Source organism: Xanthomonas arboricola, from assembly GCF_002940665.1.
In the GTDB taxonomy this organism is placed as follows: domain Bacteria; phylum Pseudomonadota; class Gammaproteobacteria; order Xanthomonadales; family Xanthomonadaceae; genus Xanthomonas; species Xanthomonas arboricola_B.
Genome location: NZ_MIGY01000001.1, coordinates 829,868 through 843,585, shown reverse-complemented (window position 1 = coordinate 843,585; position 13,718 = coordinate 829,868). Strand labels below are relative to the sequence as shown.

The following is a 13,718-nucleotide window of genomic DNA, read 5'->3' as shown; positions in this document are numbered from 1 at the left end:
CACGCACGTGCTGGCTGCCCGACAGACCCGATACCTGCGCAACGGGGTGGAGGCGGACGCCCGGGCGCGGGAAACCGACACGGCCATGTGCCAGACTTGGCGCATGGCCGATCTCACCATCCTCGTCGCCGACGACCACCCGCTGTTCCGCGCCGCCGTGATCCATGTGCTGCAGCAGACCCTGCCGCAGGCCGAGGTGGTGGAGGCCTCCAGCGCCGCCACGCTGAGCGCGATGCTGCGCTCGCACCCCCAGGCCGAGCTGGTACTGCTGGACCTGGCGATGCCGGGCGCACGCGGCTTCTCGGCGCTGTTGCACGTGCGTGGCGAGCATCCGGACATCCCGGTGGTGGTGATCTCCTCCAACGATCACCCACGCGTGATCCGGCGCGCGCAGCAGTTCGGCGCGGCCGGTTTCATTCCCAAATCCACCCCAGCCGAATCGATCGGCACCGCGGTGGCCAGCGTGCTGGAGGGCGGCACCTGGTTCCCGCCGATGACCGCCGAGCGCTCGGAGGCCGACGCGCAACTGGCCTCCAAGCTCGCCCAGCTCACCCCGCAACAGTTCCGCGTGCTGCTGAGCCTGGCCGACGGCCTGCTCAACAAGCAGATCGCACACGAGCTGGGGCTGGCCGAGAACACCGTCAAGGTGCACGTCACCGCCATCCTGAAGAAGCTGGACTGCTACAGCCGCACGCAGGCGGCAGTGCTGGTCAAGGCGCTGGAGCCGGAAGGCGAGGGCTGATCGCTCCTGGTGATCGTCTGCTGCATCGTGTTTTGCGATGACGATGACGTGCTGGGACGCAGCGCCGTGCAGAACGGCGATGCAAACGCGCGATGACGCGACGGATTGATCGGTCGTGCCGTTGTCGGTGAAAGATCATTGCACGTGAGGCAGTGCATCGCTGCCGACAGATCGTCCGTCGGCGATGCATCCATCAACTGCGTAACTGCACCTTGTAGGTGCCGTAGATGAGTTGCTGCGCCATCGGCCGGCCGATAAAGCGTTCCGGAAAGATCGGCGCCAGCGCGCTGATCCGATCCAGCCGAGCCAGGTGTTCATCGCTCAAGACGATTTCCAGCGCACCGAAGTTATCCTCGGCCTGCTGCAGCGTGCGCGCGCCCATCACCGGCGAGACCACGGCCGGATTGCGCAAGGTCCAGGCCAGTGCCACCTGCGAGCGCGAAGCGCCCAGTTCTTCGGCGACCGCACCGACCGCGTCGGCGATGTCCAGCGAGCGTGCATTGAGATGCCCGGTCGAGGCGATCACGCCCTTGCGGCTGGTCGAGACCTCGGCCGCGTTGTCGGCGGAGAGATCGGCGCGGCTGTACTTGCCGGTCAGGATGCCACCGCCCAGCGGCGACCAGGGCAACACGCCCAGGCCCAGCTCGCGTGCCATCGGCAGCAACTCGTGTTCGACGCTGCGCTCGACCAGGCTGTATTCGATCTGCAGCGCCACCAGCGGCGACCAGCCGCGCAGGTCGGCCAGTGTCTGCAACTGCGCCACCCGCCAGGCCGGGGTGTTGCAGATGCCGATGTAGAGCACCTTGCCCGACTGCACCAGATGCTCCAGCCCGCGCATCACTTCCTCCGGCGAGGTGGTGAAATCCCAGGCGTGCAGATACAGCAGGTCGATGCGGTCTGTGTCGAGCTGGCGCAGGCTGGTCTCGACCGAGCGGATCAGGTTGAGGCGATGGTTGCCGCCGGCATTGATGTTGTCCGGATCGCGCGCCATGGTGAACTTGGTGGCCAGCACGAAGCGCTCGCGGCGGTGCTTGAGCAGCGTGCCGAGGATGCGCTCGGAGCCGCCGTTGGTGTAGTTGACCGAGGTGTCGATGAAATTGCCGCCGCGGTCGGCATACGCATCGAAGATGCGCCTGGCTTCGTCCGCGTCCGCGCCCCAACCCCAGTCTTCGCCGAAGGTCATGGTGCCCAGCGACAGCGGCGAGACACGCAGGCCGGAGCGGCCAAGCAGACGATAGTGGTCCAGCGACAGTGTCTGACTCATGCGGTGTGTCTCCCGGTAGTGGCGTTGTGCGTGTTGCGATGCACTGTGCCGCGGACCGCCGGGTCGGCGTGAGCCTGGTGATCCGGCATCCTTGCCCGATCGTCCGGATCGTCACCTCGGCATCGTCACGTAGGGATCCGTGCTCCTGGGGCGCGATTGAGCGACCAAGACGCTGATATCTGCGACTTCGTTGCAGGGCCCTTGCCCGGCCACCCTCGCAGGACACGCCGCAAGTACGTCCCTGTAGGCTCTTACGCGGCATCCATGCCGCGTAAGGTCCCGCGACGGTGGGCGGGCAAGGACCTGTCGGGATAGTCGGTGTGCATGGTGCAAGCAATGCGCGATGCATGTTGTTCGGATGATCTGCGGGCTGGCTGCAGGGCCCTTGCCCGCCCACCATCGCGGGGCACGCCGCAAGTACGTCCTTGTAGGCTCTTACGCAGCATCCATGCCGCGTAAGGTCCCGCGACGGTGGGCGGGCAAGGACCTGTCGAGATGGTGGGTGTGCATGGTGCAAGCAATGCACGATGCATGTTGTTCGGATGATCTGCGGGCTGGCTGCAGGGCCCTTGCCCGCCCACCCTCGCAGGACACGCCGCAAGTACGTCCATGTAGGCTCTTACGCGGCATCCATGCCGCGTAAGGTCCCGCGACGGTGGGCGGGCAAGGACCTGTCGAGTTGATTGGTGCGCATGGCTTTCAATAAAACAGCCAGCAAACTGTCTGGTGCGGTGTCCTTGCCGCTTGCGGGACCGTGTGGCGGTACGGATGCCGCCACCGAGCCTCCACGGACGGATTCACGGCGTGTCCCGCAAGCGGCGAGGGCACCGCGCCCTCGACCGCCTAGGCTGTTGATTGCACCTAACGACGCGAGGACTTGGCATACATGCGCAGCAGCACGCTTGCACAGGCGTATCCCGCGCGCTGCTGGCAATCACGCCACGCCATCAGAAATCCAGCGAATACCCCAGCGTGATGGTGCGGCCGCGCCCGGCGAAGTAGCGTAGCGGTTCGACCAGGGCCGATTGCGAGTAGTAGGTGATGTACTGCTTGTCGAACAGGTTGGACACACCCATGCGCACTGCACCATGCGGCAACGCGTAGTTGAAGGTCGCATCCACCAGCGTGTAGCCACTGAAGCGCTTGTCGGCCTCGTCGAAGGATTGGCTGAAGGCATGCTGGGCCTGCACGAACGAGGAGAGCTTCGGCGTCCACTGCGCCGACCACGAGGCGATCACCCGATTGGGCGCCACGTTGAGCCCATCCAGGCGCGCGTCCAGTTGCCCATCGTTATCGCTGTCGTAGCGGCCATGGGTGTAGGCGTAGGACAGGCGCAGGCGATGCGCGGAATCCAGGCGATAGCCCAGGCTGGCGTCCACGCCCTGCACGCGGGTCTTTTCGCGACTCATCATGAAGGCGCCGTTGATCGGCACCACGCGCGTGCCCAGGTCCGAGTTGGACTGGAAGTAGCTCAGGTCCGCGTCGAAGGCGCCGCGCGTCAGGCGGGTGCCTGCTTCCACGCTCTTGGTCAGGATCGGTTCCAGCGTGCTCAGGCTCGCCACGCGCGTGCCTGGCGTGTTGATCGCGCGCAGCACGCGGCCCACGTCCGGCATGCCGAAGCCTTCGGAATAGCTGGTGAAAAAGCTCACCCCTTCGACCGGCGTGTAGACCAGGCCGGTGTTGTAGAGGGTCTGGTTGAAATCGAGCGTGCCGCCTTCGACAGCGACCCGGTTGTAGCGCCACAGCGTCTGGTAGCTGTCGATCTTCAGCTCGGCTTCTTCGCGACGCACGCCGGCATGCAGGGTCAGCTCGGGCAGCAGCTTGTATTCGCCCTGCACGAACAGCGACAGATTGCGGTAGTCCGATTCGGGCACATAAGTGCGCCCGGTGCCGTAGAGATCCTGCTTGCCGGTGTCGGCCAGCAGGTCGACGCCGCCGGTGAGCTTGAGCCGGCCGTCGAGCAGGTCGTCCTTGGTCAGGCTGATCTTGCTGCCCCACTTGGAGGCGACCGACCGCGATTGGTCGTACAAGCTGCCGACCGGGGCAATGCGTGGGTCCTGAAACGTGGAAGAGTTGTCGGCGCCGAACAGCCCTTCGAATTCCTGGTTGAACACCATCGCGCTCAGCTGCATGCCGGCCAGATCGTCGTGGGTATACGACAGGCTGGACGTCAGCACATCGTTCCAGGGCGCGGTGCCTTGCGGGGTGCCGCGCACCGAGCTGGTGGGGAGGCCCTGCGCACGGTTGCCGGCGACGCCGATGTAGTCGTTGTCGTTCTTGATGCGGTAGCGGTTGACGCTGACGCTCAGACGCTGCGCGTCGGTGAGCGCGTAGCCGAGCTTGGCAAGCACGTCGTAGCTCTTGGACGTCATCAGGTCGCCCTGGGTGTTGTCGGCGCCGATCGGACGGCCTTGTCCGTCCACATACAGGCCCTGGTCGCTGTAGCTGGCCGAGAACAGGTAGTCGAGCCTGTCCGAGCGGCCGTCCACGCGGTAACGGGTTTCAACGCTGGTGGTTTCCGCGCGCGTTTCGGAGCTGGGCGCGGTGGCCTGCACGTCGATGTGCTGGTTCAGCGAGCCGTCCTGCGGCCGTCGGGTGATGATGTTGATGGTGCCGCCGGTGGCGCCCAGCCCGTTGATGGCATTGGCGCCCTGGATGACTTCGATGCGCTCGACCATCGCATAGTCGATGGTGTGCGCTTCGCGCCCGGTGGGGCGGATCGGATTGGACTGCGGCACGCCGTCGATCAGGATCAGCGGCGTGCGCCCGCGCAGCGTTTCGCCGCTGCCATTCATCTTGCCGCGGCTGGGCGTGTACGAAGGAATCAGGTTGGCGAGCACGTCGGAGGAGTTGCTGGAGATCGTCAACTGCTGCTGGATCTGCGCCTTGTCGATGATCAACACCGTCTGCGGCGATTCGGCCACGGTCATGTTGGAGCGCGAGGCGGCCACCACCACGGTGTCCAGCGTATCGGTGACGTCCGATTGTGCGGAAGCGGTGGCGGAGGCGAGCAGGCAGAAGCTGACAACGAACGGCATGCTGGCCGATCCGGAGACGGGAGATTTCATCGGGCAAGGAACTCCAAGGCGTGGCCGGCACAGGGGCAAGGCCTGCACGGCACCACGAAAGCGACGGTCAAATGCGAATCATTCGCGCTATTGTAGCAGGCGCGAGCGTCCCGGCGTCGGGGCAGGCAGGCGCGGGGATGCGTCAGCTGCGGCCAGCGATCTTGTCAGGCATGGGCGCTTGTCGATCGACGCTGTAGCGGCAAGCGTTGCATCGATCCACCCATGCGCCAGTCGGTCCCGACCGGCGCGCGCTGCCGGTTCGATCAACTGCGATGCAGCAGTGCTGGCAACCGTGCAACTACTGGCGCCGCAACAACATCTGGGTGACCAACGCGCGCAGCGCGGGCGGGCGCACCGGCTTGGTCAAGAATCCCCAGCCCAGGTCGAGCGCATGCTCGCGCAGCGCCGGGTCGGGTTCGGCAGTGACCAGGATGACGCGCGGTTCGCGTTGCCAGCGTTCCACCAGCTGCGGCAGCACCCTGGGGCCATAGTGTTCGCCCATGCGCACGTCCAGCAACAGCAGTTCCGGCACCTCGTCGGCGTTGGCAGCGGCCAATGCCTCATTGGGGCCGCCGGCAAAGTCCACACGGCATTCCCAGCGCTCCAGCAGGGCGCGGCTGGCCTCGCACACGCGCGGGTCATCGTCCACGCACCACACGCGGCACCCGTGCAGGATGGGGTCGTTGGCATGTTCTGCGGTTGTGGTGGGCGGCGGCAATCGCCTGACAATCGCGGCACGTTCGCCCAGCGGCACGGTCACCGAAAACACGCTGCCGCTGCCCAGTGCGGAACGCAGGCCGATCCGGTGACCGAGCAGACGTCCGATGCGCTCGACGATGGCCAGGCCCAGACCGGCGCCGCGATCATTGGCCACGCCGTCGTCCAGGCGCCTGAATTCTTCGAAGATCTCTTCCTGCAGGGCTTCGGGAATGCCAGGTCCCTGGTCGTGCACTTCGATGCGCAGCCAGCCGCCGCGACGACGGCAGCCGATCAGTACGCGCCCACGCGGGGTGTAGCGGATGGCGTTGGACAGGAAGTTCTGCAGGATGCGCCGCAGCAGGTTCTCGTCGCTCAACACCACGGCGGACGTTGCCACCCAATCCAGCACCAAGCCGCGGTCTTCGGCAAGGATGCCGAACTCGCGGGCCAGGGTTTCCAGCAGTGGGGCGATGGCGAAATCGCGCACCTGGGTCTTCAGGCTGCCTGCCTCCAGGCGCGAGATGTCCAGCAGGCTGTTGAGGATGGCGTCCTGCGCGGCGAGCGCGCCTTCGATGTTGTCGACCACGCGCGCGCCGCCGGTCTGGCGCACCTGCCCGCGCAGGACCGAGACGAACATGCGCGCGGCATTGAGCGGTTGCAGCAGGTCGTGCACGGCCGAAGCGACGAAACGGGTCTTGTAGCGATTGGCGCTCTCCGCCTCGCGTTTGGCCGCAGCCAGATCGCGGGTCCGTTCGGCCACGCGGTGTTCCAATGCGTCGGCCAGCGAACGCAGTTCGCGCGCGGCGTTCTTGTAACTGGTGATGTCGGCATAGCTGGTGACGAATCCGCCATCGGGCAGCGGATTGCCGCGGATTTCCAGCACGGTGCCATCTTCCTTCTCGCTCTCGCGCATATGCGGTTTACCGCTGCGCAAATGATTGAGGCGGCGTTCGATCGCCGCTTCGATCGGCCCGGGTCCGAGCAGGCCGCGGCGTGCGTTGAAGCGAAACAGGTCTTCGATCGGCCTGCCGATCTTCAGCAGTTCGGGCGGGAAGCGGAACAGTTCCACGTAGCGCGAATTCCACGCCACCAGATCGAGCGCTTCGTCGATCACCACCACGCCCTGCGGCAGGTGTTCCAGGCTGCGGCTCAAACCGGCATTGGCCTGTTGCGCGGCGGTCACCACACCATCCTGCGCGGTACGCAATTCTTCGGCGTGTTGTTGCAGCAGCGTTTCCAGCTCGTGCCGGCTGCGCTGGCGCAGGGCGGACAGGCGCCGCCGCTGCCGCACGAACAACCACAGCAAGGCCAGCGCCAGCCACGCACCGGCTGCGGCGATCGCAGCGGCGCGGCCGGCTGCCGCGCTGGCGCGGGTGTCGTGCAGCAAATGCAGGCGCCAGCCGCTTTCGGGCACCTGCAGGGTCTGCCACAGCACCGGGCCGGCGAGCGGTGGGTCGTTGACCTCGGCCAGCACGCCACCGTTGCCGGTCTGCTCGATCAACCGGCGGCGCAGCGGCAACAAGTCCTGGTCGGCATACTGGCGGGTGCTGCGCAATTCGCTGCGGTCGCGCAGGCTCAGCGGTGCCAGCATGCGGTAGCGCCACTGCGGGCGGCTGGCCAGAAAGACCACCGCGTGGGCGTCGGAGGCCAGCACGATGTCCGGGGTCTGCAGCCACTCGCGTTCCAGCGCGGCCAGTGCGATCTTGATCACCACCACGCCCTGCACCTGGCCGCCGGCATCGACGATGGCCTGCGACAGGAAATAGCCCGGCTCGCTGGTGGTCATGCCGATGCCATAGAAACTTCCGCTGCCGTTGGACAGTGCCTGCTGGTAATACGGGCGGAATGCGTAATCCACGCCCACGTTGCTGCGCGCCGCGCGCCAGTTGCTGGCAGCCAGTGCAATGCCGTCGCGGTTGATGAGCGTCAGCGTGGAGGACCGGGTGACGTTGTTGGCGCGCTCCAGTTTGTGGTTGAGCTGATCCACCTGCGCGGGGGACAACGGGCCGGAAACGGCGGCGCGCAGTTCCGGGTCCAGCGCCAGAATCTGCGGCAGGGTGCGATAGCGATCGATACGTTGCTGCAACGCCTGCGCGTACAGGCGCAGCTGACGCCGCACGGTGGCGCTTTCCTCGTGCAGGGCGTTCTGCTCGACGAAGTGCCCGGCGGCGAACATGGCAACCAACATGCCGCCCAGCACGATGGACAGCGTGGACAGCAGGCGGCGGCGTTGTGAGGCGTACATGGCGACAAGTATGGCGGTGTGCCGATGCATCGTGCAGCCATCGGCGCGGTGGCCTGCGCCCTTCGCCGCCACGGTGCCCCCCAAAAACGACTGCGGCCGCATCCCCTGAAGGATGCGGCCGCAGCGACCCGCACATTGGCGTGCGTTGCCGGGTTACGCGTCGAAGCGGTCAACCGACGCCAACTCGCGGCCGACGAGTCCCGCGTCACCGCTGCGCGATAACGCCTAGAACTGTACCTGCGCGCGCAGTTCCATCACGTGCGGGGTTTCATGCACGCCGTTGCGCGTGGCATCCACCCAGCTGTAGTTGGCCTGCATCTTGAAGTGGCTGGTGAGGTACCAGTTGGCGCCGATGGTGGTGTCGTGCTGGCGACCGCCGCTGACGCGGTTGTCTTCCAGATCCAGGCGGCTGTAGCGGGCGGTCAGCTCGACCGCGCCGTAGTCGTGCGCCGGCTTGATGTTGCCCGGTACGCCGCCGGCATAGCTGCGCGACTCGCCGGTCAGCGTCCAGGTGCCGTAGAGGTACTGGCCCTGCGCGATGTAATGCGGCAGGTTGTCGTTACGCGCCACTTCGGCGCGCAGCGCTTCGCTCTGCAGCGAGAACGGGCCGTGGATCCAGACCGCTTCCACGCCGGCGCGGATCACGTGGTCCACATCGAGAATGGTACCGGTGTCGATCAGGCGCACGTCGGTCAGGCCGGCTTCCGGGCGGGCACGCAGGCGCACGCGCGGGCTGAACGACACGCCACGGCCGTCGCTGAAGCCGCGCGGGTTTTCCACCGAACCGGCCAGGCCCAGATGCAGCACATTGCCTTCGGCCTTGAACGGGGTCCAGGCAGCATGCACGGCCTGGGTGGTGCCCGGGTTGTCGCCCTGCAGATCCTTGCCGCCATAGGCGCCGGCCTGGAGCAGATACTGCTGGCGCTCCAGCGTCCATTCCAGGCCGGTGCGGCGGCCCTGGAACACCGCCTGGATCGGCAGGCCCAGTTCCATGAAACTGCCCGCACGCGAGCTCTGTACCGCTTCCAGACCCACCGGCACCTTCATGTAGCCCAGCCGCACGCGACCGTAGTCCTGACCGAACAGGGCCTTGGTCTCGACACGGAAGAACACGTCCAGCCACAGCTTGGATTCGAAGTCGAAATACACCATGGCGTCGTAGACGCCCTTCTTCTTGAGGGTGGCGCCGAATTCCTTGCGGCGGAAGTCGGTGCGGTCTTCCAGGCGGTCGTCGCCGGAGAAGTTGTTGTCGTCGTAGGCGTAGTTGCCGGTCAGGCCGAGCTCGGTGCCATCACCGAAGGTGTACTTGGTGGGCCAGTTTTCCAGCGAGGTGGCCGCATTGGCGGCAGCGGGCGCGGCGGCGATGGCCAACGCGAGAACGAGCGGATTGAGGCGCATAGGTGTGGTCTTCGGCAATGAGAAGGGGCCGGGCGTCCTGCCATGGCGGTCGCACTGAACAGCTTCAGCAAGCGCGCAGGTTCCGGACGGCCAACAACACGGGAATCGGTGTCTGCGTTAAACGGATTTAACGGCCGGGGGTGGCGCGGCTGAAGTGTAAGGCGACGTTCAGCCCGGGGACAGTGGTTAGTACCAATGGGCTATCGGCTCGAGCTGTGACGTACGGCCAGAATGCCGCACCGGGTACCGCTCAGGCACCCTCTATGTTCCCTCGGAGTGGCGTCATGCACATCAGCAAGCCTGCCGGCCCTTTGCCGGCGCCCGTTCCCTTTTACCGTCAGCTGTATTTCCAGGTGGTGGTGGCGATCGTCCTGGGCGCCCTGCTGGGCCACTTCGAGCCGGCGTTTGCCGAAAGCCTCAAGCCGCTGGGCGATGCCTTCATCAAGCTGGTGAAGATGATCATCGCCCCGGTGATCTTCCTGACCATCGTCACCGGCATCGCCGGCATGACCCACCTCAAGACGGTGGGCCGGGTCTTCGCCAAGTCGATGACCTACTTCCTATTCTTCTCCACGCTGGCATTGATCGTGGGCATGATCGTGGCGCACGTGGTGCAGCCCGGCGCCGGCATGAACATCAACCCGGCCGAGCTTGATCAGAGCGCGGTCAACACCTACGTGCAGAAATCGCACGAGCTGAGCCTGGTCGGCTTCCTGATGGACATCATCCCGGCCACGCTGATCAGCGCGTTCGTCGATGGCAACATCCTGCAGGTGCTGTTCGTGGCGGTGCTGTTCGGGATCGCGCTGGCCCTGGTCGGCGAACGCGGCCGCCCGGTGCTGAGCTTTCTGGAGGCGCTGACCGCGCCGGTGTTCCGCCTGGTGCATATGCTGATGAAGGCCGCGCCGATCGGCGCGTTCGGTGCGATCGCCTTCACCATCGGCAAGTACGGGGTGGACTCGCTGGTCAATCTGGCCTGGCTGGTGGGTTCGTTTTACCTGACCTCGCTGTTCTTCGTGCTGGTGATCCTGGGCATCGTCTGCCGTCTGTGCGGCTTTTCGGTACTCAAGCTGATCCGCTATCTCAAGGCCGAGTTGCTGCTGGTACTGGGCACTTCGTCGTCGGAGTCGGCGCTGCCGTCGCTGATGGAGAAGATGGAAAAGGCCGGCTGCGAGAAGTCGGTGGTGGGCCTGGTGGTGCCGACCGGCTACTCGTTCAATCTGGATGGCACCAACATCTACATGACCCTGGCCGCATTGTTCATCGCCCAGGCCACCAACGTGGACCTGAGCCTGGGCCAGCAGATCACTCTGCTGGCGGTGGCGATGCTCAGCTCCAAGGGCGCGGCCGGCGTGACCGGCGCCGGCTTCATCACCCTGGCGGCCACGCTGTCGGTGGTGCCGGACGTGCCGGTGGCCGGCATGGCGCTGATCCTGGGCGTGGACCGCTTCATGAGCGAGTGCCGCTCGCTGACCAACTTCATCGGCAACGCGGTGGCCACCGTGGTGGTGTCGCGCTGGGAAAATGCGCTGGACCGCGATCAGCTCAAGCTGGTGCTGGATGGCGGCTCGCCGCCGCTGCAGGCGCCGGTGGCCTCGACCGACGTCGTCGCCCCGATCAGCGCACGCTGATGCTTCCTACGGCCCTGTATTCCGTCGGCGTTGCCGGCGGGGTACAGGGCCGTTTTCGCTTCTAGCCAAAACTGGCCGCGGCGCACGACGCGTTGCAGCATGCGATCTTCCTGCCGCGCCGACAGCTGCGCGACAGGCCCTTGTTCAGGCAGGAGGGTAGAATTCAGACCTCCTGCGCCTTCGAGACCCACACAGCCGATGTCCAACGACGACTTCAAACAGGCCGCCCTCGACTACCACCGCCAGCAGCCGGCCGGCAAGATCAAGGTCACCGCGACCAAGCCGATGCTGACCCAGCGCGATCTGTCGCTGGCGTATTCGCCGGGCGTGGCTTTCGCGTGCGAGGCGATCGTCGAGGAACCCACCCAGGCCAGCGAGCTCACCGCGCGCGGCAATCTGGTGGCGGTGATCACCAATGGCACCGCGGTGCTGGGCCTAGGCAACATCGGCCCGCTGGCCTCCAAGCCGGTGATGGAAGGCAAGGGCGTGCTGTTCCAGAAGTTCGCCGGCATCGACGTGTTCGACATCGAGATCAACGAGAACGACCCGGACAAGCTGGTCGATATCATCGCCAGCCTGGAGCCGACCTTCGGCGGCATCAATCTGGAAGACATCAAGGCGCCGGAGTGCTTCATCGTCGAGCGCAAGCTGCGCGAGCGCATGAACATCCCGGTGTTCCATGACGACCAGCACGGCACCGCGATCATCGTCGGCGCCGCGGTGCTCAACGCGCTGGTGGTCACCGGCAAGAAGATCGAAGAGGTCAAGCTGGCCACCACCGGTATGGGCGCGGCCGGCATCTCCTGCGTCAACATGCTGGTCTCGCTGGGCCTGAAGCCGGAGAACATCCTGGCGCTGGACCGCGATGGGGTGATCCACACCGGCCGTACCGACCTGGACCCGGACAAGCAGCGCTACGCGCGCGATACCGACAAGCGCACCCTGGCCGAGATCGTCGAGGGGGCGGACATCTTCCTGGGCCTGTCGGCGGCCGGCATCCTCAAGCCGGAGATGGTCGCCAGCATGGCGCGCCAGCCGGTGATCTTCGCGCTGGCCAATCCCAACCCGGAAATCACCCCGGAAGCGGCCAAGGCGGTGCGTCCGGATTGCATCATCGGCACCGGCCGTTCGGACTACCCGAACCAGATCAACAACGTGCTGTGCTTCCCGTATCTGTTCCGCGGCGCGCTGGACGTGGGCGCCACCGGCATCAACGAAGACATGAAGATCGCCTGCGTCAAGGCGATCGCGGCGATGGCGCGGCGCGAGGCCTCCGACCTGGGCGCGGCCTACGGCGGCGAAACCCCGAGTTTCGGCCCGGAATACCTGATTCCGCGTCCGCTGGACCCGCGCCTGCTGGTGGAGCTGTCGTCCGCCGTCGCGCAGGCGGCGATGGATTCGGGCGTGGCCACGCGCCCGATCACCGACATGGAGGCCTATCGCGACAAGCTCGGCCAGTTCGTCTACCGCACCAGCCTGATGATGAAGCCGGTCTACGACCGCGCGCGCGCCGACAAGCAGCGCGTGGTGTATGCCGAGGGCGAAGAGGAAGTGGTGCTGCGCGCGGTGCAGAACGTGGTCGACGAAGGCCTGGCGTTCCCGATCCTGATCGGCCGCCCGGATGTCATCGAGGCGCGCATCGAGCGCATGGGTCTGCGCCTGACCGCCGGTGTGGACTTCGAGATCACCAATATCCTCGACGATCCCCGCTTCAACGAATACTGGCAGTACTACCACGCGCTCACCGAGCGTCGCGGCGTGACCGACACCGCCGCCAAGGAGCTGATGCGCTCGCGTCCGACCCTGATCGCGGCGGTGATGGTGGCGCGTGGCGAAGCCGATGCGATGCTGTCCGGTGTGGTCGGCCGCTTCCACAAGAAGCTGGGCTACGCACGCAGCGTGATTCCGCTGGAACCGCGGGTGAGCTCCACCTCGGCGATGACCGGCGTGATCAACCAGCTGGGCGTGTTCTTCTTCCTGGACACGCATGTGCAGGAAGACCCGACCGTGGAGCAGGTGGTCGAAGCGACGCTGCAGGCCGCGTATCGCCTCAAGCTGTTCGGCATCGAGCCCAACATCGCGCTGCTGTCGCACTCCAACTTCGGCAGCCACGACTCGCGCGATGCGCTGAAGATGCGCCAGGTGCGCGAGGCCCTGCTCAAGCGCAAGCCCGAGCTCAACATCGACGGCGAGATGCAGGGCGACACCGCCTGGGACGAGGCGCTGCGCAAGCAGATCATGCCCAACAGCACGCTCAAGGGCCGCGCCAACCTGTTCGTGCTGCCGAACCTGGAGGCCGCCAACATCGCCTACAACTTAGTGCGCGTGTTCACCGACGGCGTGGCGATCGGCCCGATCCTGATGGGCATCTCCAAGCCGGTGCATATCCTCACCACCAGCGCCACCTCGCGCAGGGTGATGAACATGACCGCGATCGCCGCGGTGGATGCGCAGATCCGCCGGCAGCGCGATGCCGAGAAGGGCGCCAGCGAAAAATAATAGCGGTTGAGATTCTGCCACCGGCAAACCCCCGAAACCCTGCCCGCCAGCGGCACCAGACGCGCCGCGCCAAAGCCCTTCTCCCCCCGGGGCGACAAGGCACTGCTTGCGCGCCACTGGCGCGCGTGCCTTGAAGCGCCCGCGCCGCAAGCGCGGGCCGGGGGTGGGGTGA

Annotated in this window: 7 protein-coding genes; 3 read left to right on the top strand and 4 right to left on the bottom strand. The window is 66.1% G+C overall.

Going from position 1 to position 13,718, the window contains the following annotated elements:
- The first annotated feature begins 103 nt into the window (after positions 1-103).
- Positions 104-742, top strand: a complete 639-nt coding sequence (locus tag XarjCFBP7645_RS03615) for a response regulator (protein WP_047127735.1) — start codon at positions 104-106, stop codon at positions 740-742.
- Between the two features lie 193 nt (positions 743-935).
- Here XarjCFBP7645_RS03615 and XarjCFBP7645_RS03610 read toward each other — a convergent pair whose 3' ends face one another.
- The 4 genes from XarjCFBP7645_RS03610 to XarjCFBP7645_RS03590 all read right to left on the bottom strand — a co-directional run bounded on the left by XarjCFBP7645_RS03610 (position 936) and on the right by XarjCFBP7645_RS03590 (position 9,416).
- Positions 936-2,006: an aldo/keto reductase gene (locus XarjCFBP7645_RS03610; RefSeq protein WP_104536257.1), complete on the bottom strand. Its 1,071-nt coding sequence runs from the start codon at positions 2,004-2,006 to the stop codon at positions 936-938.
- 947 nt (positions 2,007-2,953) lie between these two features.
- Positions 2,954-5,074, bottom strand: a complete 2,121-nt coding sequence (locus XarjCFBP7645_RS03600; RefSeq protein WP_258079498.1) for a TonB-dependent receptor — start codon at positions 5,072-5,074, stop codon at positions 2,954-2,956.
- A 298-nt stretch (positions 5,075-5,372) separates the two neighbouring features.
- Positions 5,373-8,018 carry a hybrid sensor histidine kinase/response regulator gene (locus XarjCFBP7645_RS03595; RefSeq protein WP_104536736.1) on the bottom strand — a complete coding sequence of 882 codons (2,646 nt, stop codon included), beginning with the start codon at positions 8,016-8,018 and terminating at the stop codon, positions 5,373-5,375.
- A gap of 225 nt (positions 8,019-8,243) precedes the next feature.
- The gene (locus XarjCFBP7645_RS03590) at positions 8,244-9,416 is read right to left on the bottom strand and encodes an OprO/OprP family phosphate-selective porin (RefSeq protein ID WP_104536255.1); all 1,173 of its coding nucleotides are present in this window, start codon (positions 9,414-9,416) and stop codon (positions 8,244-8,246) included.
- 284 nt (positions 9,417-9,700) lie between these two features.
- Here XarjCFBP7645_RS03590 and XarjCFBP7645_RS03585 point away from each other — a divergent pair, with 284 nt between their 5' ends.
- Positions 9,701-11,047 (top strand): dicarboxylate/amino acid:cation symporter, encoded by a 1,347-nt coding sequence (locus tag XarjCFBP7645_RS03585; RefSeq protein ID WP_047124707.1) that lies wholly within the window; start codon positions 9,701-9,703, stop codon positions 11,045-11,047.
- A 198-nt stretch (positions 11,048-11,245) separates the two neighbouring features.
- Entirely contained in the window at positions 11,246-13,546 is a 2,301-nt protein-coding gene (locus tag XarjCFBP7645_RS03580) for an NADP-dependent malic enzyme (RefSeq protein ID WP_047124708.1), read from the top strand.
- The last annotated feature ends 172 nt before the right edge of the window (positions 13,547-13,718 follow it).

Coding starts and splice junctions, on each gene's coding strand:
- XarjCFBP7645_RS03580 (WP_047124708.1), top strand. CDS start 11,246: ATGTCCAACGACGACTTCAAACAGGCCGCCCTCGACTACCACCGCCAG.
- XarjCFBP7645_RS03600 (WP_258079498.1), bottom strand. CDS start 5,074: ATGAAATCTCCCGTCTCCGGATCGGCCAGCATGCCGTTCGTTGTCAGC.
- XarjCFBP7645_RS03585 (WP_047124707.1), top strand. CDS start 9,701: ATGCACATCAGCAAGCCTGCCGGCCCTTTGCCGGCGCCCGTTCCCTTT.
- XarjCFBP7645_RS03595 (WP_104536736.1), bottom strand. CDS start 8,018: ATGTACGCCTCACAACGCCGCCGCCTGCTGTCCACGCTGTCCATCGTG.
- XarjCFBP7645_RS03590 (WP_104536255.1), bottom strand. CDS start 9,416: ATGCGCCTCAATCCGCTCGTTCTCGCGTTGGCCATCGCCGCCGCGCCC.
- XarjCFBP7645_RS03615 (WP_047127735.1), top strand. CDS start 104: ATGGCCGATCTCACCATCCTCGTCGCCGACGACCACCCGCTGTTCCGC.
- XarjCFBP7645_RS03610 (WP_104536257.1), bottom strand. CDS start 2,006: ATGAGTCAGACACTGTCGCTGGACCACTATCGTCTGCTTGGCCGCTCC.